The organism is Nitrospira sp. (genome assembly GCA_029194535.1).
GTDB lineage: Bacteria > Nitrospirota > Nitrospiria > Nitrospirales > Nitrospiraceae > Nitrospira_C.
Window position 1 is genome coordinate 1,025,576 of record JARFXR010000001.1, and the last position, 24,658, is coordinate 1,050,233.

General features: G+C 60.6%; 29 protein-coding genes and 2 tRNA genes. 18 read left to right on the forward strand and 13 right to left on the reverse strand.

The window, feature by feature from the left end; genetic code table 11:
* The first annotated feature begins 55 nt into the window (after positions 1-55).
* Entirely contained in the window at positions 56-445 is a 390-nt protein-coding gene (locus tag P0111_04635; GenBank protein MDF0643292.1) for an SgcJ/EcaC family oxidoreductase, read from the forward strand.
* Between the two features lie 687 nt (positions 446-1,132).
* On the opposite strand, the gene P0111_04640 is transcribed toward P0111_04635, so the two are convergent.
* The gene (locus P0111_04640) at positions 1,133-1,564 is read right to left on the reverse strand and encodes a hypothetical protein (protein MDF0643293.1); all 432 of its coding nucleotides are present in this window, start codon (positions 1,562-1,564) and stop codon (positions 1,133-1,135) included.
* Positions 1,565-1,837: 273 nt separating this feature from the next.
* On the opposite strand from P0111_04640, the gene P0111_04645 reads away from it, so the two are divergent.
* From P0111_04645 to P0111_04660, 4 genes are all read left to right on the forward strand, one after another.
* Positions 1,838-2,293: a YidB family protein gene (locus P0111_04645; protein MDF0643294.1), complete on the forward strand. Its 456-nt coding sequence runs from the start codon at positions 1,838-1,840 to the stop codon at positions 2,291-2,293.
* Positions 2,294-2,479: 186 nt separating this feature from the next.
* Positions 2,480-4,834 carry an arylsulfatase gene (locus P0111_04650; protein ID MDF0643295.1) on the forward strand — a complete coding sequence of 785 codons (2,355 nt, stop codon included), beginning with the start codon at positions 2,480-2,482 and terminating at the stop codon, positions 4,832-4,834.
* A gap of 274 nt (positions 4,835-5,108) precedes the next feature.
* Positions 5,109-7,502 carry an arylsulfatase gene (locus tag P0111_04655; GenBank protein ID MDF0643296.1) on the forward strand — a complete coding sequence of 798 codons (2,394 nt, stop codon included), beginning with the start codon at positions 5,109-5,111 and terminating at the stop codon, positions 7,500-7,502.
* 91 nt (positions 7,503-7,593) lie between these two features.
* Complete coding sequence (locus tag P0111_04660) at positions 7,594-7,827, forward strand: hypothetical protein (protein ID MDF0643297.1); 234 nt, start codon at positions 7,594-7,596, stop codon at positions 7,825-7,827.
* 91 nt (positions 7,828-7,918) lie between these two features.
* Here the strand turns inward: P0111_04660 and P0111_04665 are convergent, their stop codons facing one another.
* Together P0111_04665 and P0111_04670 are read right to left on the reverse strand one after the other, a co-directional pair.
* Complete coding sequence (locus P0111_04665; GenBank protein ID MDF0643298.1) at positions 7,919-8,209, reverse strand: hypothetical protein; 291 nt, start codon at positions 8,207-8,209, stop codon at positions 7,919-7,921.
* Entirely contained in the window at positions 8,202-8,480 is a 279-nt protein-coding gene (locus P0111_04670) for a hypothetical protein (protein MDF0643299.1), read from the reverse strand. The genes P0111_04665 and P0111_04670 overlap by 8 nt, the downstream gene beginning before the upstream one ends.
* 172 nt (positions 8,481-8,652) lie before the next feature.
* Between P0111_04670 and P0111_04675 the strand changes: the two genes are divergently transcribed.
* From P0111_04675 to P0111_04695, 5 genes are all read left to right on the forward strand, one after another.
* Entirely contained in the window at positions 8,653-9,189 is a 537-nt protein-coding gene (locus P0111_04675; protein MDF0643300.1) for a hypothetical protein, read from the forward strand.
* A 41-nt stretch (positions 9,190-9,230) separates the two neighbouring features.
* Positions 9,231-9,701: a YMGG-like glycine zipper-containing protein gene (locus P0111_04680; protein MDF0643301.1), complete on the forward strand. Its 471-nt coding sequence runs from the start codon at positions 9,231-9,233 to the stop codon at positions 9,699-9,701.
* Positions 9,702-9,944: 243 nt separating this feature from the next.
* Complete coding sequence (locus P0111_04685) at positions 9,945-10,412, forward strand: DUF5069 domain-containing protein (protein MDF0643302.1); 468 nt, start codon at positions 9,945-9,947, stop codon at positions 10,410-10,412.
* An 11-nt stretch (positions 10,413-10,423) separates the two neighbouring features.
* A complete protein-coding gene (locus tag P0111_04690; protein MDF0643303.1) occupies positions 10,424-11,578 on the forward strand; it encodes a hypothetical protein in 1,155 nt (384 codons plus the stop codon).
* 71 nt (positions 11,579-11,649) lie between these two features.
* Positions 11,650-11,955 carry a hypothetical protein gene (locus tag P0111_04695; GenBank protein MDF0643304.1) on the forward strand — a complete coding sequence of 102 codons (306 nt, stop codon included), beginning with the start codon at positions 11,650-11,652 and terminating at the stop codon, positions 11,953-11,955.
* A 65-nt stretch (positions 11,956-12,020) separates the two neighbouring features.
* Here the strand turns inward: P0111_04695 and P0111_04700 are convergent, their stop codons facing one another.
* On the reverse strand, positions 12,021-12,452 hold the full coding sequence (locus tag P0111_04700) for a hypothetical protein (protein MDF0643305.1): 432 nt from the start codon (positions 12,450-12,452) through the stop codon (positions 12,021-12,023).
* Positions 12,453-12,561: 109 nt separating this feature from the next.
* Positions 12,562-12,930, reverse strand: a complete 369-nt coding sequence (locus P0111_04705; GenBank protein ID MDF0643306.1) for a hypothetical protein — start codon at positions 12,928-12,930, stop codon at positions 12,562-12,564.
* Positions 12,931-13,150: 220 nt separating this feature from the next.
* Between P0111_04705 and P0111_04710 the strand changes: the two genes are divergently transcribed.
* A complete protein-coding gene (locus P0111_04710; protein MDF0643307.1) occupies positions 13,151-13,480 on the forward strand; it encodes a PilZ domain-containing protein in 330 nt (109 codons plus the stop codon).
* 31 nt (positions 13,481-13,511) lie between these two features.
* Here P0111_04710 and P0111_04715 read toward each other — a convergent pair whose 3' ends face one another.
* From P0111_04715 to P0111_04730, 4 genes are all read right to left on the reverse strand, one after another.
* Positions 13,512-13,676, reverse strand: a complete 165-nt coding sequence (locus tag P0111_04715) for a hypothetical protein (GenBank protein MDF0643308.1) — start codon at positions 13,674-13,676, stop codon at positions 13,512-13,514.
* A 198-nt stretch (positions 13,677-13,874) separates the two neighbouring features.
* On the reverse strand, positions 13,875-14,546 hold the full coding sequence (locus tag P0111_04720; GenBank protein ID MDF0643309.1) for a CHAP domain-containing protein: 672 nt from the start codon (positions 14,544-14,546) through the stop codon (positions 13,875-13,877).
* A 78-nt stretch (positions 14,547-14,624) separates the two neighbouring features.
* Positions 14,625-15,404 carry an SUMF1/EgtB/PvdO family nonheme iron enzyme gene (locus tag P0111_04725; protein MDF0643310.1) on the reverse strand — a complete coding sequence of 260 codons (780 nt, stop codon included), beginning with the start codon at positions 15,402-15,404 and terminating at the stop codon, positions 14,625-14,627.
* A gap of 125 nt (positions 15,405-15,529) precedes the next feature.
* Positions 15,530-16,261: a hypothetical protein gene (locus tag P0111_04730; GenBank protein ID MDF0643311.1), complete on the reverse strand. Its 732-nt coding sequence runs from the start codon at positions 16,259-16,261 to the stop codon at positions 15,530-15,532.
* Positions 16,262-16,415: 154 nt separating this feature from the next.
* On the opposite strand from P0111_04730, the gene P0111_04735 reads away from it, so the two are divergent.
* Positions 16,416-17,054 (forward strand): MBL fold metallo-hydrolase, encoded by a 639-nt coding sequence (locus P0111_04735; GenBank protein MDF0643312.1) that lies wholly within the window; start codon positions 16,416-16,418, stop codon positions 17,052-17,054.
* Between the two features lie 158 nt (positions 17,055-17,212).
* Positions 17,213-17,707, forward strand: coding sequence for a bifunctional nuclease family protein (locus P0111_04740; protein ID MDF0643313.1), 495 nt, complete (start codon positions 17,213-17,215; stop codon positions 17,705-17,707).
* A gap of 3 nt (positions 17,708-17,710) precedes the next feature.
* On the opposite strand, the gene P0111_04745 is transcribed toward P0111_04740, so the two are convergent.
* Genes P0111_04745 through P0111_04760 form a run of 4 tightly spaced genes read right to left on the reverse strand, consistent with a single transcriptional unit; the run spans position 17,711 to position 21,868 of the window.
* Complete coding sequence (locus tag P0111_04745; GenBank protein MDF0643314.1) at positions 17,711-18,073, reverse strand: hypothetical protein; 363 nt, start codon at positions 18,071-18,073, stop codon at positions 17,711-17,713.
* 3 nt (positions 18,074-18,076) lie between these two features.
* Entirely contained in the window at positions 18,077-19,063 is a 987-nt protein-coding gene (gene trpS / locus P0111_04750; GenBank protein ID MDF0643315.1) for a tryptophan--tRNA ligase, read from the reverse strand.
* On the reverse strand, positions 19,060-19,806 hold the full coding sequence (locus P0111_04755) for a site-2 protease family protein (GenBank protein ID MDF0643316.1): 747 nt from the start codon (positions 19,804-19,806) through the stop codon (positions 19,060-19,062). Before P0111_04755 ends, trpS begins: the two co-directional genes overlap by 4 nt.
* Before the next feature lie 31 nt (positions 19,807-19,837).
* Entirely contained in the window at positions 19,838-21,868 is a 2,031-nt protein-coding gene (locus tag P0111_04760) for a penicillin-binding protein activator (GenBank protein MDF0643317.1), read from the reverse strand.
* Between the two features lie 139 nt (positions 21,869-22,007).
* On the opposite strand from P0111_04760, the gene xerD reads away from it, so the two are divergent.
* The 5 genes from xerD (at position 22,008) to P0111_04785 (ending at position 24,641) form a co-directional block, all read left to right on the forward strand.
* Positions 22,008-22,904 (forward strand): site-specific tyrosine recombinase XerD, encoded by an 897-nt coding sequence (gene xerD / locus P0111_04765; protein ID MDF0643318.1) that lies wholly within the window; start codon positions 22,008-22,010, stop codon positions 22,902-22,904.
* A gap of 147 nt (positions 22,905-23,051) precedes the next feature.
* Positions 23,052-23,127, forward strand: a tRNA-Val gene (locus P0111_04770).
* A gap of 123 nt (positions 23,128-23,250) precedes the next feature.
* Positions 23,251-23,328: transfer RNA gene (locus P0111_04775), tRNA-Asp, on the forward strand.
* Between the two features lie 165 nt (positions 23,329-23,493).
* On the forward strand, positions 23,494-24,192 hold the full coding sequence (locus P0111_04780; protein ID MDF0643319.1) for a MotA/TolQ/ExbB proton channel family protein: 699 nt from the start codon (positions 23,494-23,496) through the stop codon (positions 24,190-24,192).
* Entirely contained in the window at positions 24,189-24,641 is a 453-nt protein-coding gene (locus P0111_04785; GenBank protein MDF0643320.1) for a biopolymer transporter ExbD, read from the forward strand. The genes P0111_04780 and P0111_04785 overlap by 4 nt, the downstream gene beginning before the upstream one ends.
* Positions 24,642-24,658 lie beyond the last annotated feature (17 nt).

The window sequence follows — 24,658 nt, forward strand, 5'->3', positions numbered from 1 at the left end:
GTGAACTCCAGCAGCCCGAAACCCCACAAGCACTGATCAACCAGGAGGCACAGCGATGAGCAGCGATATCCGGCAGCAGATCGAATCTGTGAACGCGCAATTCGTGAGTGCATTCAAGCGCGGTGACGCGATGGCCTTGGCTCACCTCTATACTCCCGCGGCCCAGTTGCTCCCGGCAAATAGCGACTTCGTTCGCGGCACGGCGGCCATCCGCACGTTTTGGCAGAGCGTGATCGACATGGGTCTCAAGGGCGCGAGCTTGGAAACAACTGAGCTGGAGGCCCACGGCGATACGGCAATCGAGGTTGGTCGATACCGGCTTCTCGCTGGCGGCGACGCCGTTGCCGACCAGGGCAAGTACCTTGTCGTGTGGAAGCACGACAACGGGAAGTGGAAGCTCCATCGCGATATCTGGACGACGAGCCAACCGGTTGCGGCATCGTGAGTCTGCCCGATGCGCGAGGCCACTTGACGGCGATCGATGGAGCGGGCGCGCGATCTGGCATTCGGTTCCCCATCGACCCCCCGGCTAGGTCTCACATGATTGAGTTTCTTGAAGGCAGGAAAATGTACCGGGAGTCTTGTCACGACGAGTGATCTACAGAGACCGCCGGCTTGCTTCCGCGCGACCTTGTCGGAGGAACGGGAACCCGCAGAGGCTTGGCCAGCTCAGAATATTCATGGAGGGTTCGTCACGAAACTGTGGCCTTGCCAGGCTGGCTTGTCACAGCGGCGTGCCCGCGATTGCAGTAGAAGCTTTCTTTGGATATCGCGCGCAGGGAAAGCTGGACCTGACCGAAGCATTGCGATCGAATGATCGCAGCTGAAGGAATTCGAGAAGGGTGCGCGGCGCGAACCTTGTGAGCTGTCTACACAGATTTCGCTCGACCAGGCCAGCGGTCCTCAAGTAATCCCTAAGCGTTTTCAATCTCCTGTGATCTTGAGCGCGTTATCTCCTTGCTTGCTTCCCCCTTATGCACATGTGTATTGTCAGACGAGGCGTACACATTCCCTATCGGAGGGGTTATGTGCACCAACATCGTGATCGATAACAGCCCTATGCGACAGGCGATGTAGGCCACGGGGCTTTCAACCAAAAGGGCGGTCGTCGAAGAGGGGCTTCGGTTGCTTGTTAAGGTACAGGGTCAGGAAGGGATGGGTCGACTATCTTCGGGGAACCAGCACGGCCCATACGGACTGGCTTGAAGCCAATCTCACAGATGAGCGGTTTGGTCTCACTGACTTGATTCTGTGCGAGGTGTTGCAGGGTATCACGACGGATGGCCGATTCGATGCAGTTCAGGAAGATCTTCTCAGATTTGAAGTCTTTGAGACGGGAACCGTTGAACTGGCCATTCAAACTGCTCTGAACTATCGAACGCTGCGCACCGCTGAACGCACAGTCCGTAGGACCATCGATGCTCTCATCGCATCGTTCTGTCCAATGGAGGGGCACAGGTTGCTTCATAACGATCGCGACGATGATCCATTTGAAGATATGCTCGGATTGAAAGTTGTCCATCCTTAGCGAAAAAGCAGTTCCAGAATCATTGGTTGTCCTCATGCGAGTGAGCGGTGCACCTGCTGCCCCACTTTGACACGTCCTCACTGGAGGAACGGGGACCTGCCGAGGCATGGCCAGCGTGGATCATTGATGAGGCTTCGGTAGGAATAACAGGGACATTCTGAATTTCCGGTGACGGCGGCTCATCCTGTGGCAAGAATTCTGAATGTCCCTGTTTCTTTCCCCTCGGGAATGGATGGAGGTACGGCGGACGCACGATGATCCGGTTGCGATGAGGCGATTCACCCTCACATATCGAAGAGAGGAGAACCCATGAGCTTCCTCGACGGACTACTCAAGCAGGCAATGGGCGGGTCGAATAAGACCGGCGGCCTCGGCGACATCGTATCGCTGGTGTCCAAGAATCCGCAGATTCTCTCGGCACTGACCGGGCTTCTTAGCACCCGTGACGCGTCGATCGGCGGGAGCGGAGGTCTGGCCGGGATGGTTGGCGCGTTCCAGAGCAAGGGTTTGGGCGACATGATCTCGGCGTGGATCTCGACGGGGCCCAACCCGGAGATTTCGGCTGCGCAGGTGACCGATGTGCTCGGCAAAGAAACAGTGGAGCAGTTCGCCGGCAAGGCGGGTGTGCCGGCGTCCGAAGCGGGCTCCCTCCTCGCAGGGTTGTTGCCGGCCGCAATCGATCACCTGACGCCAGGGGGAAAGGTTCCGGACGCGAACACCCTGGAGCACTCGCTGAGCTCACTCCTCTCCAAGTTGGCGCGATAGGCGATTCCAGGGGGCAGGGGGATTGACGCGCCCACGCTTTGGTCCGTGTGAGTTGAGTCGGGGACCTCAGGGGTTCGTATTCTGGTGGACGGGTTTTGAGTAGAGGAGGCTAGGTGGATCGACCGGTACATTGCCAGGCGATGCCAAGGTCCTGCCGCTCGTGACATCACAGAGAAGGAGACAAGAATGAGCCGTCAGCTTACGTTAGTGGGCTTCATCACATCGCTGCTGCTGCCGAGCTTGGGCCTGGCTCAAGGGAGCCTGCCCTTTCCGCCCACGCCGTCTGGTAGTAAGGCAGGGCCGACCGTGGCTCAATCGGAGTACGTGCCACACAAGCCGGAGAGCCATCTGCCGGCCGGCGCGCCGAACATCCTGATCATCATGCTGGACGATGTCGGGCCAGCGCTGCCCGGCACCTACGGCGGCCCGATCCACACGCCGACGCTGGATCGCATCGCCGCGAGTGGGATCTCCTTCAACGCGTTCCACAACGCGGCGATGTGCTCTCCGACCCGCGCGGCCTTGCTCACCGGCCGAAACCATCATCGGGTCGGCTTCGGGCAGATCGCCGAGCTCGCCAACGACTGGGACGGATACTCTGGTCACTGGCCCGCGACAACGGCATCCGTCGCCAAGGTTCTGGGCTACTACGGCTACAACGCGGCTGCGTTCGGCAAGTGGCACAACACACCCGCCGAACAAACCACGAGCCAGGGACCGTATGATCGGTGGCCGGTGGGACGCCTGGTCGGCTTCGACTACTTCTACGGGTTTCTCGCCGGCGAGTCATCCCAGTGGGAGCCGGCCGTCGTTGAGAACACGGTACGCCTCCCGGCCCCGCACCGGGTGGGTTATCACTTCACTGAAGACATGACCGACAAGGCCGTCGGCTGGCTCCGCCGCCAGCACGCCCTCGCGCCCACTCAACCATTCTTCATGTACTGGGCTCCCGGCGCTTCGCACGGGCCGCATCACATCTTCAAGGAGTGGGCCGACAAGTACAAGGGCCGGTTCGACAAGGGGTGGGATGCGGTGCGCGAGGAGATCTTCGCGCGCCAGCAGAAGTTGGACTGGATTCCGGCCGATGCGAAGCTCACGCCACGTCCCGCAACCCTGCCCGCCTGGGACAGCATTCCGGAGAGCGAACGAGCCTTCCAGCTCCGGCTGATGGAGGTCTTCGCTGGCTATACCGAGCACGCCGACAGGCAGGCCGGCCGGCTCATCGACGAGCTGGAACGGCTCGGCCTGCGCGACAACACGTTGGTATTCTACGTATGGGGCGACAACGGCTCCAGCGCCGAGGGCCAGAACGGAACCATCAGCGAGTTGCTGGCGCAGAACGGGATCCCCACCCATATTAACGACCACATCCGCGCACTCGACGAGGTCGGAGGGCTCGCCGCGCTCGGGAGCAACAAGACCGACAACATGTACCACGCGGGTTGGGCCTGGGCGGGTTCCACCCCGTTCCAGGGCGTCAAGTTGAACGCGGGCCATTTCGGCGGAACCCGCACGCCGCTCGCGGTGAGCTGGCCGAAGTCGATCAAACCCGACAAGGCGATCCGGACGCAGTTTCACCACGTCAACGACATCGTACCCACGATCTACGAGGTGCTCGGAATCCCGGCGCCGCGCACGGTGGACGGGGTGACCCAGCAGCCGATGGACGGGATCAGCCTCCAGTACACCTTCGCCGACGCTGCAGCACCAGAGCGCAAAGGACCGCAGTACTTCGAGGTGATGGGTGACCGGGGCATCTACGCCGACGGGTGGTTCGCATCGGTGTGGGGTCCTCGCGTGCCGTGGGTGCCCGGCCTACCGCCCGGGATCGCCAAGTGGAATCCCGACCAGGACACCTGGAGACTCTACGATCTCAAGCACGATGTTTCCCAGGCCACCGACCTCGCCGCCGCACAACCTGAGAAGGTCGCGGAGATGAAGAAGCTGTTCGATGAGCAGGCGAAGGCCAACCTGGTCTATCCGGTCGGCGGGGGCCTGTGGTCCATCGTCTGGAGCCCACAGTTGGCGCCGCACAACCCCGCCACGCAGTTCGACTACACGCAGGACGTGGTCGGCGTTCCAGAGTTTGCCGCGCCCAAGGTCGGCGCTCGAAGCAACCTCGTCCAACTGGAGGTCGAGCTCGGTCCGGAATCGAAGGGCGTGCTCTACGCGCTCGGCGCGTTTTCCGGTGGGATCGCCCTGTGGGTGGACAAGGACAAGTTGTCCTTCGAGTACAACCTGTTCGAGATTGAGCGGACGCGGCTCGAAACGGCCAGCCCGTTGCCTCAAGGAAAGACGAAGATCGAAGTCGAGACGCGTATTGCGGCGCCGAGGGGGGGCGCCGATGTCACGATCCGCGTGGACGGCCGTGAGGTGGCGAAGGGCCGCGTTCCGCGCACGGCCGCACTCGCCTTCACGGCAAACGACGCGTTCGATGTCGGCACGGACAGCTACTCGCCGGTGTCCCAGGCGTACTTCGACCGCGCTCCCTTCACCTTCAATGGTCGTATAGATAGGGTGCACATCGAGTACTTGCCGTGATGTCTGTCCGGGCGCCGGCGCATGACGTGTCTTTGGGGGGATCCGTGGGCTGCCTTGTGGGGTACGATTCGCGGTTGCTTCCGACGCGCGGCAAACGCGAATCTACGGCCGCCATTGTGCTCAGCCCGTGGAGAGGTCATGACGAACCAACGGCTGAAGGCGACCGGACCCCATCTGGTTTTCCGAGGGCACAGCTCTTTGCAGGCGGTTCAGGCGGTTTAGCCGACGGTTCGCCAACCTGTGGGTAGACTCACCGATGAAAGGAGAGTTGTAGATGCAACGTTCGACGATAGTCATTGCGCTGATCCTCCTCGTCATGTTGCCGACCTGGGCGACTGCCCAAGACGTTCTGCCTCGGCCGGAGCAGCCCTTCAAGGGCCACATCGGGCGCACGACGAAGGACTCCACGCCGGACTTCCCGAAGGAAGTGCAGGCTCCAAAGGGCGCGCCGAATGTGCTGCTCGTCTTGATCGACGACGCCGGCTTCGGCGTGTCCACGACGTTCGGCGGGCCGGTTCCCACGCCTGCGCTGGACCGGGTGGCCAAGGCTGGGCTGCGCTATACGCAGTTCCACACCACGGCGCTCTGCTCGCCCACGCGCGCGGCGCTGCTCTCGGGACGTAATCACCATTCCGCCGCGACCGGCGTCGTCATGGAGATGGGCACCGGCTATCCCGGCTACAACTCGATCATGCCGAAGAGCACCGGCACCTTTGCCCAAGTGCTCAAGCAGAACGGCTACAACACCGCCTGGTACGGCAAGAACCACAACGTGCCCGACTGGCACTCCAGCCAGGCCGGCCCCTACGACCTGTGGCCTACCGAGCTCGGCTTCGAGTATTTCTACGGGTTCATCGGCGCCGACACTAACAACTGGGCACCGGCCCTGTTCGAAGGCACCAAGCCCATCGAGCCGCCGCATGACGATCCCAGCTACCACCTCGACGTGGACATGGCCGACAAGGCCATCGCCCGCATCCGGCTGCTGAACGCGGTGGCGCCGGACAAACCGTGGCTGCAGTACTTCGCGCCCGGCACCTCCCACGCCCCGCACCATGCGCCCAAGGATTGGATCGCCAAGTTCAAGGGCCGGTTCGACCAGGGCTGGGACAAGGTACGCGAGGAGACCTTTGCGCGACAGAAGCAGATCGGCATCATCCCAGCCAACACCCAGCTTACGCCGCGTCCCAAGGAGATCCCGGCGTGGGACTCGTTCGATGCTGACCACAAGAAGGTCTTTGCCCGGATGATGGAGGTCTATGCGGCGGCGCTCTCACATGCCGACCATGAGATCGGCCGCGTCATTGATGCCATCGAGGATATGGGCGATCTCGACAATACACTGATCATCTACATCATGGGCGACAACGGCGCGAGCGGCGAGGGCACGCCGCAGGGTCTGCTCAACGAAGCGTCGATCATGAACGGCATCCCCGAGGACTTCAGCCAGGTCCTGGCGCGCATCGACGAGCTCGGGTCTCCCACGACCTTCAACCATTTCCCGGTCGGCTGGGCGCATGCCATGGACACGCCGTTCCAGTGGACCAAGCAGATCGCGTCGCACTTCGGCGGCATGCGCAACGGCATGGCCATCTCCTGGCCGGCGCGGATTAAGGACCGGGGCGGCATCCGCACCCAGTTCCACCACGTGATCGACATCGCCCCCACCATCCTCGAGGCCGCGGGCGTGGCGTTCCCCGCCCAGCTCAACGGCGTAGCCCAGAAGCCGATCGAAGGTGTGAGCATGGTCTACACCTTCGATGATGCCAAGGGGCCGTCGAGGCGCCGCACCCAGTATTTCGAGATGATGGTGAACCGCGCGATCTACAACGACGGCTGGGTGGCTGCTACCGCACCGGCCCGCGTGCCTTGGGTGGTCGCGGGCCAACTGCCCGAGGCCGATGAGTACAGATGGGAGCTCTACAACGTCGCGGAGGACTTCAGCCAGGCCGTGAACCTCGCTGACAAGCAGCCCGCGAAGCTCCGCGAGCTACAAGATCTGTTCTGGGTCGAGGCCGCCAAGTACAACGTGCTGCCGCTCGACAACAGCGTGGTCGCGCGCTTCGACGTCCGGCTGCGCCCCAGCCTCACCCGAGGGCGTAGCGTGTTTACCTACTTCGACGGCATGACGCGGATTCCCGAAGGGAGCGCGCCGGACCTCAAGAACAAGTCCTGGAAAATCGGCGCCGACGTGGATGTCCCCAAGGATGGTGCAAACGGCGTGATCGCCACGCAGGGCGGACGTTTCAACGGCTGGGGCCTGTATCTGCTCGACGGCAAACCCGTGTTCCACTACAACCTTGCGGGTGTCCAGAGGTTTAACATCGCGGGCACGGAGAAGCTGGACCCGGGCAAGCACGTCATTCTCGTGGACTTCAAATACGACGGCGGCGGCTTCGGCAAGGGCGGTACGGTCACGATCACCGTGGACGACAAGCCGGTAGCCACGGGCCGCATCGACCGCACCTATGCGTTCCGCGTCTCGCTCGACGAAACGCTGGATATCGGCGAAGACACAGGTACGCCGGTCAGCGAGGAGTATAAGGTGCCGTTCAAGTTCAGCGGCAAGTTGAACCGCGTCCTCATCCGGCTCTCCGACGCGCCGCTCAGCGCCGACGATGAGGAGCAGATCCGGAGGGCCAAGGCCGCGATCACTCTGTCGCAATAAAGGAGAGGCGCCAAAGCAACCAAGGGGGCGGGCGGTTGTGCCACGCCGGCTAACAAGGGCCTGCAGCGAATAGTCTACGGCCCACGTACCGGTGTCGCTCCGGTTTCTGGCTGCAGCGCGGGGTTGCGTGTTTCCCGCGGGCGAACCGGCCGACGTGAGAACGGACGACGTCACGCTGGCCACGAAAGCCTATAAGGAACGAGACAACAAATTCACCGGCAAGATCCACAGCGTCACGATTGAATTGAAAGAGCCGACAGCCGCCGGCAGTGCGACCGAGCAGGCCGTGCACGAAGCTTCCACGCGGAAACTCATGGCTGATTAAGAGCAGGTCGGGGGACTGTCCTTGTCCGAAGGCAGGTCGAGGACGCCACGATCATGATCTTGACTCAATGCGAATGGCGATACCTTACGGTTCAGCGATACTTGCCGCTCCGGAGCAACGATTTGATGTCATCGTGGTTTCCTAGGAAGGAGATGAAGAGATCGGTCTGCCGGTCTTGGAATATGAAACGCCACGCAAGACTTCCCCGACACTCAAACAGCTTCTCTCCCAGTTTTCGGATGCCTAGACCGTTGTGGGTGTGCGGCTGGCCAAAGCCTTCAGCCAGCTCACAGAGCGCCAACAAGCACTCGATCTTTTCCGCGCGTGTGAGCTTCCGCAACCGGCGCAGGACAGCCGGATCGATCGTGAGGGCTCTAGCCAAGCATCTTCCTCAGTTGCTCGGCCGTGAGGCTCATCAGTTTTCCCGAACGTTGGAGTCGCCGATACTGTCTGTCTGTGGCCTGCTCCAGAGCGGAGACTTGTTTAGGCGTCGCTCCGTATTCGCGCTGCGCGTAGTCAGTGGATTCCACTTCGACCTTTCGCAGTGCTATGATGTCCGCCCCACAGATAATCCCGACGTCCTCTCCGCGGGACGCAGCCGCCAGCCAACGGCTGAGATTCTTTCTCGCAGCCGTAATGGTCAGAGTCTTCATATGGTTAATGTACAGTCTATAAATCGTCTTGTCAAAGAACGCTGGGATTCATAACTGTCAATGTTTACAGTCTTGACGCGCGACGCTGAGTGCTGCCCTGCTCAACGTAGGTACTCTCGGAATCCGTCTCACACGGGGGGCATGTTCAACTGGAGGACAGAGGAGGAGGAAGATGAAATCAATGGGGATCGTGGTGTTGGCGGTTCTTGCACTGTTCGTGGGTTCCGGTTCTGTTGCCACCGCAGAAGAAGGAACGGTGAGGGCGGCGGCCACATGGAAGTCGCGCTCGTTCGTCTTTCCGGTCGGCCCGGACCAAGCGTATTTGGTGGGCGTGTATAGCGGGACGCTCTATGTCGATGACGGGAAAGGCGCCCTGCATGCCGCGTCCATCGTCTGTCCCGCCACCGCCGAAGGTGATCTTAAGACGATGACAAAGACAGGGCAGGGGCGATGCATTCTTACGGCCGAGGACGGCGACCGCATCTACGCGCGCTTTTCCTGCACCGGGAATCTTGAAGGTTGCCGTGGCCCGTTCAAGATCGAAGGGGGAACGGGAAGATTTGCCGGCACCACCGGAGAAGGGGAAATGATTTCGCGCATACTGGTACGTCAGATGACGACCGTTACAGGCTTCGAGACTGTCGAGCAGGAAGGCGAGGGAGTTGCCGTCTGGCCTTCGTTGACCTATCGGATTCCGGAGAAGAATTGATAGCTGGCACATCCGCCATCACCAATCATTCGGAGGCTCTTATGATTCGTGCATTACTCGTTGCCGTGATGCCGGTGCTTATCGCTCTGATCGGATTCTCAAGCGACATCGGCGCCCAGATGTTCGTCTATCCCGAGAAGGGACAAACCAAGGACCAGCAGGAGCTGGATCAATTCACCTGTTACAAGTGGGCCAAGGAACAGACCGGGATCGACCCCTATCGGCAAACCGCCGCTGCGCCCCCTCCGCCAGAAGGCGGACAAGCCGTACGGGGAGCGGCGAGGGGCGCAGCGCTCGGCGCCGTCGGGGGCGCCATCGGGGGCAATGCCGGTAAGGGTGCCGCGATCGGGGCTGCCGTCGGAGGTGGTGCTGGCATGATGCGACGGCGGCGGGCCGAGATGGAATATGAACACCAGGTCGAGGAACAGGCGGCCGACCGTCAGGCTGCTCAGCAAACGTTCAACCGAGCCTATGGTGTTTGCTTGGAGGGGAAAGGATACAAGGTGGGGTAAGGCCGTCCCGGGTCGGCGTCAGAAGCGTCCAGGCTACCGGATTGTCATGAAGAGACGGCGTGGCGGATTGAATGCTCGAGTTCCACTCGGTCAGACCCATCTCGGTCGTTCCGGAAGGCGGGGAGTCGAGCAAGTAGGTCGGCGAGCAGTCGGATCTGCTTCGCTGCCTTGGACGTAACACGGTCGAAGTACACGAGTTGAGTAGGTCCGTTCGGCCCGTTCACATTTTCGAGGATTGCAGGTATGGTAGAGCTGCCGGTGCACAGTAACACTATGGCGCAACAGAAATATCCCCGCAGTCCAAAAATTCTTCTCGGCGGCATCGCCCATCTCGGACGCTTTATCGACAAGATTCGTCTCCGGAACGCCGGTCTGATTCAGGACTACAACTACATGACGGTCGGGTTCGATAAGTACCTGATCGACTTTCTCGGCATCGATGCCAAGGCGTTCGAACAACGTGCCCTGGCAGGTGGGAGCGACGAGGAATTGCTCGCGTGGGTTGCGGCGCGCGGAAAAGACCTGACGCATGACGAAGTCGTTCAGTGGAGCCGGGGGCTGCTCGCTTCCGAACCCAAAGATGAGGCGGCGCGCCAACGGTTCCAAAACCGCCTGCAAGAAGTCGCCGCGAAACGGGGCGTGACGGTGAGCGCGCTCCCGTCGGTTTCCACCTGGGCGGACGTCATCGAACTCGATGAGGAACGGATGTAAAGGCGATCGCCATGGGCAGAGCCGGTGTGCTTGCGGTCGTGATGGCGCTGCTGCTCGGCCTGCCGCTGCTGGGAGTCTGGATTGCCGGCAAATCTCTGTGGCCCTACCTAGAGTTCCCTCCCCGCACCGATTATGCGGTGCATGCACCATTCTCCTGGATCGCGTTTCTCGCCGTCGCGTTGTTGACGGCACTGGCCGTCGGTCCGATCTTGCAACGAATCCTCACTTCAAACTCCCGTCTTCAGCACTCGACTCTCGCAGCTCAGGACTCAGCACTCAGAACTCATCACTGTTGTTTTCCTTGGTGGGGATGGGCTGGCGTCGCATGGACTCTCCTCTGGTGGGTGCTCGCTTGGACGAGATTCACGCGGATGACGTCGATCCAGGAGCACACGTTCACCCCGCTTTGGCTCGGCTACATCGTGACGGCCAATGCATGGACGTTATCCCGAACCGGTCGATGTCTGATACTGGATCGTCCCCGGTTCCTTCTCGCTCTGTTTCCCGTCAGCGCCGGTTTTTGGTGGACCTTCGAGTATCTCGATCGATTCGCGCAGAACTGGTATTACGTCGGGGTCGATGACCTCTCGCTGCTGAGCTATATACTGCGTGGCACCGTGGCATTTTCCACTGTGCTTCCAGCCGTTGTATCCACGGTCGATCTGCTGGCATCCTTCCGACGCCTGAGCTCCGGATTGGACCGTTTCTGGAGGATCCCGGTCCGGCATGTACCGCCTGTTGCGTGGTCCGGCCTGGCGTTGTCCTGTGCAGGTCTGCTGGGTGTGGGCCTCTGGCCGGAACACCTGTTCGGGTCGGTCTGGGTCGCTCCCTTGTTGTTGGCTGTCTCGATGCAAACCCTCCACGGCGAACCGACGATCTTCGCACCGATCGCGCAAGGCGATTGGCGGTTGGCGTGGCACTACGGACTGGCGGCGTTGATCTGTGGGATCTGGTGGGAACTATGGAATTGGGGCAGTCTGGCGAAGTGGCAGTACACCGTGCCGTACGTGCATCGCTTCCAGATATTCGAAATGCCGCTGCTCGGCTACGCGGGCTATTTCCCGTTTGGATTGGAATGTTTGGTCGCGGTTCACTGGTGCCTGCGCCGAGAACACTACGCGGAGGCACCCTTGGCGGTACTCCACCGCGTTGATTCTCAGGGTTGAAGTCATTATGATCCCTCGCGTTTGTCGATCTCGCCTGCCGGGACGGACGGCCCACATTCGGAGGAATGCCTATGCAGATGCTGATGGTGGTCTTTCGTTCCTCTCTCAAAGAACGAGTTCACGAGCTGCTTCACAAATGCGACGTTCGGGCCTTCACCGAAGTCAACCAGACGATCGGTTACGGTCAGACCGGCCCGGCCGACGGACTATCGTTCTACCCGGGAACGAACACCGTCATTCTGGTGTCGCTCGACGACGACCGTGTGACGCGTGTCACAAACTCGGTCGCGGTCTGGTGTGAGGAAGCGGCGAAGCATCCCGGTTGGAAGAAACCGGCTCTTCGCGTATTCGCGTGGCCTTGTACGCAGATTATTTAGAGGGCGTTGCGGCCTTGGAGGACGCCCATTTTGAATACCCTTTGGGAATAGGGTTGAGGGATACGCTAGGCCGCGGCCTTGGTGAGCAGTTTCTTCACCTCGACGTGCGCGAAGATGACGTCGGGAGCTCGTTGAAGCGCTTCGTAGTAGCTCCGTTCAAATCCATCACCCTCTTCAGATGGCCTGGTCAGTCTCCGGACTTCGGAGAGAAGTTCTTCCACCTCGACGGCGGTCAGCTCGTTCTCTCCGTCGAGTAATTCATCCACACGGATGACCAGTTGGGAGAGAGGATGCAGCCAGGTGAACCAGGGATCGTTCAAGACCAGTTGCAGCAGTTGCCCGGTTGACGCCACACGACCGTTGATCCGCTCGTAGGTCAGCTGCTCCGCGATGATCAGCGCCTTGTGCAGTCCCAATAATCCGCGGCGGACGTCGAGCAGGATCTGCCGAAGGACCACCGATGAGGACGTTGACCGCTGATGCGACGACAATGCCATGGGTCTATTCTAACAGGTCATAGGAAAAATGCCGTGGCACCGGCCTGCAAGCGAGGACAGTTCATACGGCGACGACACCTCGTGACGCCGCGAACAGCGTCGGTGAGACCTATGCGGCTTCCGGGAGCAGGCGCTTCAGACGAAAGTGAGCGAGGACCACGTCGGGAGCTCGCTGCAGCGCTTCAAAGTAGGCGCGCGCGAAGCCGTCGCCCGCGATCGACGGCCGGAGCATGTTCTCAAGTTCTCCAAGCAGGTGGCCGAGGTTTTCGTCGCTGATCTCGAATGTGTCGTCGTCGAGTAGATGGTCGATCCGAACCAGGAGATCGGAAAAGGGGTGCAGCCAAGTGAACCAGGGATTGCATTGCAGCAAATCCAGGAGCGTTTCAACCGATCCTACGGGGCCGATGACGCCCTCATACGTCGATTGTTCGGCGATAATCAGCGCGCCGTGAAGACTCATGAGGTGTTCGCGAATCATCAGCAACATGCGCCTGCGGGGATCGACCGGAACCAGAGCAGTCGTTTGCGACGAGAGAGCCATGTCACAAGTGTAGCAGGCTCTGAAAATTGCGCAGATATTGCGCCAGGGGACTCCCGGTCCTGCGCGGATGATTTCGGTGCGGAAAGCGAGTATGCTGCGGACGTCGTCGGAGCAGTGACGGTTCCGCCGATGGGATCCGGCGGCGAGGACAGGTTTCATGGAACGTAGAAAGTATCGGCGCGTGCCGGCTCAACTCAAGGGACTGCTACGCGGCAACTCACACGAGGTCGAGGGCACGACCGTGGATCTGTCGCTCGGAGGCGCAAAGATCGAAAGCAGCCTAGATGTCCATCCGGGGAAAATGATCGTGATCCGCCTGATGATTCCGGGGGTCGAAGAGCCGGTTTCGATTCCGGAGGCGCTGGTCCGCTGGGTTGAGCCGCACCAGTTCGGCGTCGAATTTCAGCATGTCGACCAGAAAGAACTCGACGAGTTAGAGCAACTGCTCGACGAATTTGAGGAGGTGGAAGGCAGCGGACACGCCTAGCGGACAGGTTGAGGTGAAGGCGGCAGTCCCTTCAGCTCTCGTAGTACACGACGACGGTGGTCTTGCTGCATTTGCAGCAGGTCCCTCGGCCGGTCATCGGAACCTGTCCCGACTTTTCTGCTGCCTGGATTTGCGCATCTTCCGTCCGTCCTACCTTGTTGTAACAATCGCTGCAATAGGTCGCGGTCTTTGCCATAGTTCCTCCTTGGTTTGAATCCGGATGGTTGCGTTCGCGCAGCAGATACGCACGAATTAGTACCGGACGTATGGTCCAAGTATAACGCGCGTCGGGCAAGACACCAGCGTCGGTCTGCACGGGGGGATGAACAGGGAACCAAAGGAGAGCGGCCACGCACGGGGTCCGGCGGCGGCCAAGCAGCGTTTTAGCGGGCGGCTAAAGCCCGGGTCGGGTGCCGAATCCGGCGAACAGTTCGCCGGTGAGGTATCCGGCTTGGTCCGCGAGGCCGGTATCCTTGCGCCTGAGATGATCGTTGAGAATTGTCCCGTCTGCGGCGCGGTGGACATGCGGCAGGCCGAGGTTCATGTGGTAGCGTTCCACGGCTCCTGAGACCCGGCTGATGAAGGTGATGGTGCCGTCACGTTCCTGCCGCTCCACGATACCCACGTGCGTGAGCGGATCGTTCATTTTCCCGTCGCCGTTGGAGTCCCAAGTGTTGTCGAAGAAGACCAGGTCTCCGGGCCTGACCGCCGGTCCCTGGTGGACGCTGCCGTATTCCCGGATGTGGTTATAAATGAGCCGGACCCCATTGGCATGCCGGTCCACCATCCGGCTTTCGTAGAGATCGATGCCGTGTTCGAGAAACACGGCGCGCGTGACACCGGCGCAGTCATAATGGATTCGGTGGCCGTTCACTTCGACGGTGCGCGCGCCGACGAGCCTGGCGGCGCTCCGGACGATGGCCGATCGGCTGGGCGCGACTTCCGTCGAGCGGCAACAGACCTGGCTGGACACGGGTGCGGCACCGGTTCGGTCCCGTTGCATGGAAGAGCAGCCGACCAGCGTGATGGCGACGATGAAGCCGCCGATGAAAACCTTGTGTCGCATAGGGAGAGCAGCCGCGGTTGATCCGCGTCGACTCGGAGCCCAGGCTATCACGGCGATCGCGGTCCGCCAAGCAGAGCGTCACTTTTCGGTGGGCGGTCGCCCTGGAGGTGAAACGGTGGCCGCGCAGCGAAAGCCGATGGTGGGTGAGCGATTGTCCGGCGGCGCGCCGCCCCGTGTCGCGGTGCGGAGCATGATCGCCTTGCTCTTCCATGACCCGCCACGGACGCTCTTGTATCGCCCGCTCACAGGCCCCGGAGGATTGCGCTCCGGCATGTACGCGTAATAGTCGAAGCCGAACCAGTCCTGCACCCATTCGGCGACGTTTCCGGCCGCATGGTGGATGCCGTAGGGGCTTCGACCGTTCTCAAGAGAATCAACCGGTGCGAGGATGGGAATTTCATGAACGTGATGCTGGCCGAACATCGCAAGCCGGTTGTCGGGCGCCTGAGATCCCCAGGGGAACAGGTTGCCGTCTTCGCCGCGCGCACTCTTTTCCCATTCCGCCTCCGTCGGCAGACGTTTCCCCTTGGAGCTGCACAGGTCTCTGGCCTCGTACCACGAAACGTAGAGCGCCGGCCAGCGGCTCAACGTGTGGTCCGAGATGGAATGGACCGTGATGACGTGCCAGATCAGCTTCTGTAATTCTTCGGAGGGCGTCTGCTTGCGGTGTTGCAAGAAGAGGAGATACTCGCCCAAGCTCACCTCGTCCCGGTCCATCGCATAGGCATCGAGCCACACCCGCTGCTGGGGCAGTTCCGTGTCGTCGAATTGCGTCCAGAGTCCGTAGGGATCGTCGTCGATCCGCTTGCTGCCAATCAGGAACTGACCGGCCGGAATCACGATCGTGGGCGAGGACACGGCCAGCGCCGCAATTGCGGCGAGGTGTCGGGATAACTCCGCAGAGGGGACAGGCGTTGCGGCGGTGGTAGGAAGGGCGCATAGCACAAGGAAAACCGCGAGAAAGACAGGCCGGAATGGGGGCATTACGTTTTGCTTGGAGCGGCCAGGGTCTTGCCGATCTCACCGATCAAGCGCCGTTCGATCTCGGCGGTTTCTTCGGGGCTCACGCTCAGAATTCGCCCGCCTTGCGCCAGTTTCTCGAAATCGGCCTTGACGGTCAGACGCGTGAGGTTGGTCGGTTGAGCCTGCAGGGACACCACGTATTGGTTCCGGAAGCCGGCCACCTCCAGCGACACGGGATTGGAGATCTTGCGCTCAGTGACGTACACGGCCTTCTGCTCCGTCCTGATACTGACCTTGACCTGATACCCGTTTCGGCCCAAGGCCTCCTCCACCGTTTTCGCGACCGTGCTCAACGGATGCGGCGTGTCTTCCGTCTGCGAGCCCTTCGTATCGACATGGATACTCTGGGCGGCTTGCTCGACCGCGGTTCGTTTGATGTCCGCCGTCAATTTTCTGGCTTGGATCAATTGCGTGTCCAGTTGATCGGCGGCCGCCTTGGCTTCGGCTTTCGCGCTCTCCACCGCCTTTTTTGCGTCACGGAGCTCTTGATTGAGCAGGTCGATCTGCTGCTGCATGACCTTATTCCCGTCCTGCAACGATGACACGAGCGATTCCTGTCTGGCCAGTTGCTTCTTGAGTTGGTCATTGTCCGCCCGCAGCGGCGAATCGTCCGGTTTGCAGCCGGCCGCAGTCACGAGGCCGATGGTGAGCAGGGTCATCAACACCTGTCGAACGATAGGGTGGTCGCGCATCAGTCCGTGCTCCTCGCGGTGCTCCTTGGGGGGCGATTATCCATGCTTCACCGGCAGTTGTCCATGAGGATTCTCGATCGACGCGGTTTGACCCTCCGGTCTTGCGCGCGCTATCCTCATCAGAGCACGAGGTAGAGTGGACCGGACCGCCGTCATGACCGACTTCATCCGGAAAACGTTTCCTGTGCCACCCCTCGGATGCAATTGCTCCATCCTCGGGGATTCCGGCTCCGGGCAGGCCCTCGTCGTTGACCCGGGCGGCGCTCCCGAGCACATCCTGCACGAGATCCGGCAGCTGGGATTATCGGTCACCGCGATCCTCCATACACATGCCCACTTCGATCATTTTCTCGCTTCCGGCGAAATCAAGAAGGCCACGGGCGCTGCTCTGTGTCTGCACCCGGCCGATCGTGAGCTGTGGACCATGCTCGACGTCCAATGCCGGATGTTCGGGGTCCCCTATATAGCCGTTCCGCTGCCGGATCATTGGCTGCGCGACGAGGAGAAGATCTCATTCGGCGCCGAGACGATGGTCGCCCTCCACACGCCCGGCCATACGCCAGGATCCATGAGCTTTCATGTGCCGGATCAGAAGATCGTGCTGGCGGGTGACACATTATTTCGCGGCAGTATCGGACGGACGGACCTCTGGGGTGGTGATTTCGACAGCATCGAGCGGTCCATCCGTGAGCGGCTGTATACGTTGGATGAAGGGACCATCGTGGTGACCGGGCACGGGGCGGAGACCGAAATCGGCTGGGAAAAAGAGTCCAACCAGTTTTTCCGTCGGTGACCGGTCGCCAGGGGCGGGCGAAATCCAAGCGCATAGAGGCTCACCTCACGGGTCGCGTGTGATCATGAGCCGACCTCGATTCTGGGAAAGCGTCTCGTCCTGTCGGCGGCCGACGGATCAGTTGACGAATGTTCAGTCTCGGCTGGAGGAGGTGTCCAATGATCAGAGGCAGTCTGTTCGCCCTCTTATTGGGAGTCGCCGGCTGGTCCATTGGTCTTGCGGAGGAGCCGGCGAAATCGTCCGAGCCGGTCAGGATTACCGACGTCAAGGTCCGCCTGTCCGATCACGGTCCGGTTGTGCTGTTGGGGGCCGAAGGGAAGGCGATTCCGATATTCGTCGATCTGACGGTAGCCTTGTCGATTCAGGGAGCGCTCAACCACGAGAAGCTGGCCCGTCCCCTGACACATGACCTGATGCACACGATCCTTGAAACCTACGGAGGGACGGTTACTCAGACAATCATCACCTTGAAGGGGGGTACGTACTACGGAGCGCTGACGGTGGCGGTCAGAGGGGATACGAAAGTGTTCGACAGCCGATCCTCGGATTCAATCGCCCTCGCCATTCACTTCAACGCGCCGATCATCGTCAGCCGGGAGCTGCTCGATTCGGCCGGCCGAATGGTGGAAACACAAAAACCCGAGGACCTATGACGGTTACTCCTTCGCCATCCGCTCCTTGAGTCGTTCCAGTCGCCGCTCGGTCGAGTGTTTGATGAACTCCATATTCTGAGCCAAATGTTGCTCCGCCGTGATCTGTCCCGCATCACGGCGTCGTTGCTGCTCCAATCCGAATTGCGCGATGGACGACCCGTCCTCCTGATTCAGCGCTTTCCAGATGTCGGCGCAACGGACTTGTTTGGCCGGGGGATATCGATCGCAAGGAGGACCGGCCGCCTGGACGCGGTGCGCGATGCAGCTCAGCAGGCCGGCCAACACGACGGCCTGAACGGCCGAGCGTCGCGGAGACCGAAGGACTGCGGTCGAGCATGCACTGGATGGCGGAGTGGGCGGCGTCATGGCCTAGATCCGCATGGCTTCGGTCACGTCGTGCAGCGTGGCCTTGGCGACCTCGCCGGCTTTGCGGCTTCCCTCTGCCACGATCTCCTCGAGCCGTGATGGTTCTTTCGTCAGGGCGGCACGGGCTTCCCAGATGGGGATCATGCGTTCGACCAGCCGGTCGGCCACGAGTTTCTTGCAATCAATGCAGCCGATCGCAGCCGTCCGGCATTCCCGGTTGATCTGTTCGATGACCGGAAGGGGCGAAAAGATCTTGTGGAAGTCGTAGACCGGGCACACGTCGGGATTGCCCGGATCATGACGCCGGACACGGGCCGGGTCGGTCATCATCGTCTTCAATTTTTGCCGCACAACCGGTTCGGTGTCGGACAGATTGATGGTGTTGCCGTAGCTCTTGCTCATCTTTCGGCCGTCGGTGCCCAGCACTTTGGGAAACTTCGTCAGATGCTCCATCGGCTCCGGGAACACCGGACGGTAGAGACTGTTGAATCGCCTGGCCAACTCGCGCGTCAGCTCCAGATGGGGAAGCTGATCCTTGCCGACCGGCACGAAGTCCGGTTTGTACAACAAGATATCGGCAGCCTGAAGTACCGGATAGCCGAGAAATCCGTAGGTGCTGAGATCCTTCTCCTTGATCTCTTCCTGCTTTTCCTTGTAGGTCGGATTCCGCTCGAGCCAGGACACTGGAATGATCATCGAGAGGAGGAGATGCAGCACGGCGTGCTCGGGTATCCGTGACTGGATGAAGACCGTAGAGCGAACCGGGTCGATCCCGGCCGCGAGCCAATCGATCAGCAGTTCACGCACGAATTCCCGGATTCGGCTGGTGTCTGCGTAGTTGGACGAGAGGGCGTGCCAGTCCGCGACGAAGAAATAACATTCGTGTTGGTCTTGCAAGGCTTTCCAGTTCTCCAGGGCGCCGAGGTAATTCCCCAGGTGCAGCAACCCGCTCGGCTGCATCCCGCTGAGCACCCGTTTCCTACCGGTCATTGAGCGGATCCTCCTGTGCTGAAGCCCAGGGCGGTTGAGAGCAACGTTCCTGAGAGGCCGGTTGCGAAGACGCTCGAAATCGTATGAATGATGCGCAGCTCCTTGTCGAAGACCAGCAGCCCGACCAGAATCAGCATGCCGTAGGGCTCCAGGCGGGCCAGCACCATGGCCGGTTGAGAGGGCAGCAGACTGACAAGGATGCGTCCCCCGTCGAGTGGGGGGATCGGAATCAAATTGAACAGGCCGAGGAATACGTTGATGAGCACCGAATAGAAGGCCATGACCGCGATGGGCAGCAGGAACATCGCACTCAGAGACGCGTCCTGTTCGTCGGCACCGCTGGCCGCACCGCGGATCGAGAGATCGGGATCCATGGTCATGATCGCGGCGAGGACCAGCGCGCTGACGACGGCCAGCGCGAGATTCATTCCTGGTCCGGCCGCCGCCACGAGGGCCATGTCGCGCCGTGGACGAGTCATGTTCCGCGGATCGATCGGGACGGGCTTGGCCCATCCGAGCAGGAAGCTGCCGGGCAACATCAGACAGAGCAACGGCATGAGGATCGTCCCGAAGGGATCGATGTGGGCCAGCGGATTCAGCGTAAGCCTCCCTTGGAGCTTGGCCGTCGGATCCCCGCATTTATCCGCCATCCATCCGTGGGCATACTCATGCAGGACCATGGCGAACAGCAAGGGGAGCCCCATGTACGAAATCTGATAAAGAATGTGGCCGATGCCGTTCATGTCGATGGTTCAGCCGTTACTGCACTCTATTCTAGTCCACCTGAATAAAACGCCCGCGCTTCACTTGAATCAGAAAGAGCGGTCGATTGAGCGAGCCGTCGGCCAGAAAGGCAGCCGGCCCTCCCAGCGCGGGGAGGTCCGGCTGCGACACCAGAAAATCCCTCACCCCTTCGCCGGAGGCGGCGCCTTTTCTGACCGCCTCGAGTACGAACCGGGCTGCATCGTATCCTTGCATGGCGAAGAGAGTCGGGCTCGTCTGAAACCGCTTCCTGTAGTGCGAGACGAACACCTGAACGTTCGGATTGGGGCTGTCGACAAAAAAACCGTCCACAAACACGGATCCGTCGATCGATTGATCGGCGGTCCGGGCGAAGTCCGGCACGTTCCACCCGTTGCTGCCGAGAAACGGGACCTTCATATCGTGAAAATTCAATTGTGCGGCGATGAGCCCCACGTCCGCAGCCCGTCCTGGAATATAGATGGCGTCGAACCCCGGTGTATAGAGCACTTTCTTATCCATTTTCGTGGACTTACCGCCGAGTTTTGCCTGGTCCACGGGAACTGAGAGGCCGTATTTCTTGAGGTCCTCGGCCTTCATCCGTTTGAGCTGTTGGCCGAGGTCGCTCTCGCCCTCTTTGTACGATTCGATGGCGATGATCTCGCCGTCGTGCGAGTGGATCTCCTGGGCGAACCAACGGGCCAGCTCACGCCCGTACGTCGTGTCCGGATGCAAGATACAGAAACGGCGGAATCCCTGCTCCCCCACCGCGTAGGCGGCGATGCGCTTGGCCTGTAGCTGGTACGTGAGGGCCGTGCTAAACGTATAGCTGCCGAGGCGCCGGACATTCGGAAGCGTGGCCGTCGGGGTCAATAGGGGGATGTGCGCGCGTTCCGCCAACTCGGCCATGACTGGAAGATTTTTCGAGAGGAGCGGCCCGATGATCGCGATCGGCCGGTCGCCCGCCAGTACCGAGCCGAGATCGTCGATGAATGATCCGCGTTCGGTCTCCGGATCTTTGACCAAGAGTCCCACCGACGGTCCCCCTCCACCCTCGCCGTTCAATGCTACCGCCAGTTCGATCCCGCTCAAGACCTCATTCGAGAACGGGGCCAGCTTGCCGGAAAGCGGGAGGACGGCGGCGATCAAGAACTGATTCGATTTCAGCTTGGTCTGTAACGAAGAGAGCTGGTCGGTGGCTTTCGCGCCATAGGGATGGGCGGGGAAATGGGCGAGGAACTGCTGGATTTGCCGGGCGGCCTGATGGTCCTCTCCACGGCTCAGATACAATTCGATCAGCCGAATCGAAGCCAGGTCTCCGGGAAAACTCTTCGGATAGGCTTCCCGGATCCGCTCGAGCGCCTTCTTGTCGAACGACTCGTTGATCACGGTGCGGATCTGGCCACGGATTTCTTCCGCCTGTTCGCTTGTGCTCAGCGCCATCTCCTCCAGCCAGGCTTGGATGGCGCGGGAATACTCTTTCTTCTGGAGATACAGTTCTCCGCTGATGTGCACCGCTTCGCGTTTCGCGGTCTCGTCTTGCGACAGGGCGCGGATTCCCGTCAAAATCGGAAACGCAAGGTCGGGGTTGCCCATGGCCGCGTGGGTCCTGGCGAGCAGCAGCTTTCCTCGATCGCTCACCTCGGAATTGGGAAATTCCGTCTGCAATTGCTGCAGGTACTTCAGGCTCTCGGCATATTGCTGTGAGCCGTACAATGCGGCGGCGAGCAAGAGATACGTGTCGTCGAGGAGATCCGGTTTGGGCCCGGTGGTGAGGAACCGCCGAAGCAGCGTGACCGCTTCCTCCGCCTGTCCTTGATCGATTAGTCGCTTGGCCTGATTCAGGGTCGGGTGATTTGCCGGCGCATTCTTGCCGGGCTCGGTCTTCACGGATTCTGTCTTTCCTGATGGCGTCTTGCCGGATTGCGCAGGCAGGGCGGTTGTCGATACGCACACACTTGCCAGCAGCGCGGCGCAGCAGAACAGCCGTCGGGCTCCGCCGCCGAATGCGACGACCATCTCGACGAGGGAACAGAACCATGCGTGAAAAGGTCGGAGAGTCACGGTCAGTTGCGGAGTACAGGGATCTGATTCCGGTAAAAGCTGACTACTATCGGAAACCCTGTGGGGTGTCAAGGTTGTCCGCTGTCGGTCCCACTGTCAAAAGTTCCGATCATTGGCTATCATCAACGTCAACGTTATTATGATGACCGATCCATTGGTCGAGCGATATCTGAATCATCTTCGGATCGAGGGAGGATTGGCGCGCAATACGATCGACGCCTACCGGCGCGACCTGTCGAAATTTCAATTATACCTCGAACGTGAGGGCGTCCCGTCGTTGGAGCACGTGACTTCGGCGAGTCTGCGAAAGTTCCTGGCGGCGCTCCGGGCCGCCAAGCTCTCCTCTTCGTCGTCGGCGCGCTGTCTCTCGGCGGTGCGGGGGTGGTTTCGGTTTCTTCGAGTGGAACGACTGATCGAACATGATCCCGCCGCCGGCGTCGCGGTGGGTCGTCGCGGACTGCGCTTGCCGCGAACGCTCTCGCGCGACGAGGTGACGGTGCTGCTCGATTTGCCTCCGCAGCCCAGTCTCGAAGATGCGCGCGATCGAACGATGACGGAAATGCTGTATGCCACCGGACTCCGTGTGACGGAACTGATGAAGATCGAAGCGGCGCAGGTCGATTTGGCGGTGGGGTGTCTGCGGGTGATGGGCAAAGGGTCGAAACAGCGGCTCGTGCCGATAGGAGAGACGGCGCGCCGGCTGCTGCAGCGGTATGTGGAGGATGTGCGCCCACGATTGCTCAACAGGCGCACGTCCCGTCACCTGTTCGTGTCGCGGCGCGGCGGGGCGATGACCCGGCAGGCGTTCTGGAAGATGCTGAAGCTCCGGGCGAGACGGGCGGGCATTTTCCATGCGGTCTCGCCGCATGTCCTCCGGCACTCCTTCGCCTCGCATTTGCTCGAAGGCGGCGCGGATCTGCGGGCCGTTCAGGCATTTCTCGGGCATGCGAATATCGCGACGACCCAGATCTACACGCACGTGGAGCGGGAACGGCTCAAGGCCGTTCATACACGATACTTCCCGCGTCGGGGATGAGGAGTCCGCACGACTTTCAAGAGATTTCTCGGAACGCGTGATTTGGACGGCTCAGGGGCTGTCATAAGGAGACTGCAAGAAGAGTGCGCGATGTGGTTGACAAGAGTCAACGGACTTGGTAGCATCCGCCAGCTTGCTAGAAAAATCGGGCGGATAGCTCAGTTGGAAGAGCGCTGCCCTTACAAGGCAGAGGTCACAGGTTCGATCCCTGTTCCGCCTACCAGTATTGAGGCGGTCGCGGGTGAGACATGAGACGAAAGATACAGGAACAATAAAAACTGTTGATCGGACCAACCGCTACAAATAGTCTTGTCAGTCAGATCTTCCGCAATCAGTAGAGTCACGTGGGGCCGTCGTTCAGCCTGGTTAGGACGCCAGATTGTCAATCTGGAGGTCGCGGGTTCAAATCCCGTCGGCCCCGCCATTTTTTTGAGTCAGCCTGTGTGTGTTGAGGAGGGTGCACCTGCGACAGGTGATTCGTCGGGTTTGATCCGGTGCAATCCCTCCGGCCTCCGAGTGATCCCCGGCAACTGCTACAATCCGTGCGCGGGTCGATGAATAGGCCGCGGTTCAGGAAAGGTATAGGCACATGTTTCAAGCGGGATTGACAGGGTTAGTCGGCACGCTCGGGACAGTCTCCAAAGTCGTCCTGTTGCTGTTGTTCGTGTTTTCGGTCATCTCATGGGCCATCATCTTCGCGAAGTGGCGCGCGTTTCGTTCGGCGGACCGCGGAGACAAACACTTCATGAATCTTCTGGCCAAGTCCCGTGACTTGAACGAACTCCACCGTCAGGTTCGCCATTTACCGGGCAGCCCTTCGGCGGCCGTTTTCGAAGGGGTGATGGATCGCTTGGTCGGTGCTCGCGCGGACGGCCAAGACGGGTCCGCGCCCATCGACCGGCACCTGGTCGAACGTAGCGCGGCGCATCTGTCTCAAAGTCAACTCTCCAAGCTCGAATCGGCGCTGCCGTTTCTCGCGACTACGGGCAACATTACCCCGTTCGTGGGATTGCTGGGAACGGTCATGGGCATCATCGATGCCTTTCGTGAGATCGGATCGCAGGGAACTGCCAGCATTGCCGCGGTGGCGCCCGGGGTATCGGAAGCCCTCATCGCGACGGCGGCCGGACTGTTCACCGCGATCCCCGCGGTCATCGCCTACAACTATTTCCTGACGCGTATTAGGCGCACGGCTTTTCGCCTCGACACCGTAACGATTGAGTTGTTGGGTGCCGTGCCGTCTCCCGCTCCGACGTCCACGCCGGTTCCCGTGGGGGCTCAGCGATGATGTTTGAATCACGACAGCGGCGCTTCATGGCGGAGATCAACGTGATTCCGCTGGTCGACGTCGTGTTGGTCTTGCTCGTGATTTTCATGGTCACCGCTCCGATGCTGTATCGCGGCATGGACATCAAGTTGCCCACTTCCGCCACGAACAGCATCAAGCCCGAGATGCGCAAGGTCCTGACCATCGAAAAAGACCAGCGGCTCTATCTCGACAAGGACGCGGTGGGGGTGGCGCAGTTGGAGCAAAAGCTAAAATTATTGAAACAGGATCACCCCGACGTATCATTGTATTTGCGGGCCGACCGTGACGTGCCGTATGGGGTAGTCGTGCAGGTCATGGACGGTGTGAAAAAGGCGGGCATCGAGAAGATCGGGATGGTCACGGATCCCACGGGCCCCGAGCACGTGAGTGATCCAATAGTTTCGGGACCATCAGCTCGCAAGAATTAGCCAGGAGTCCACCAGGT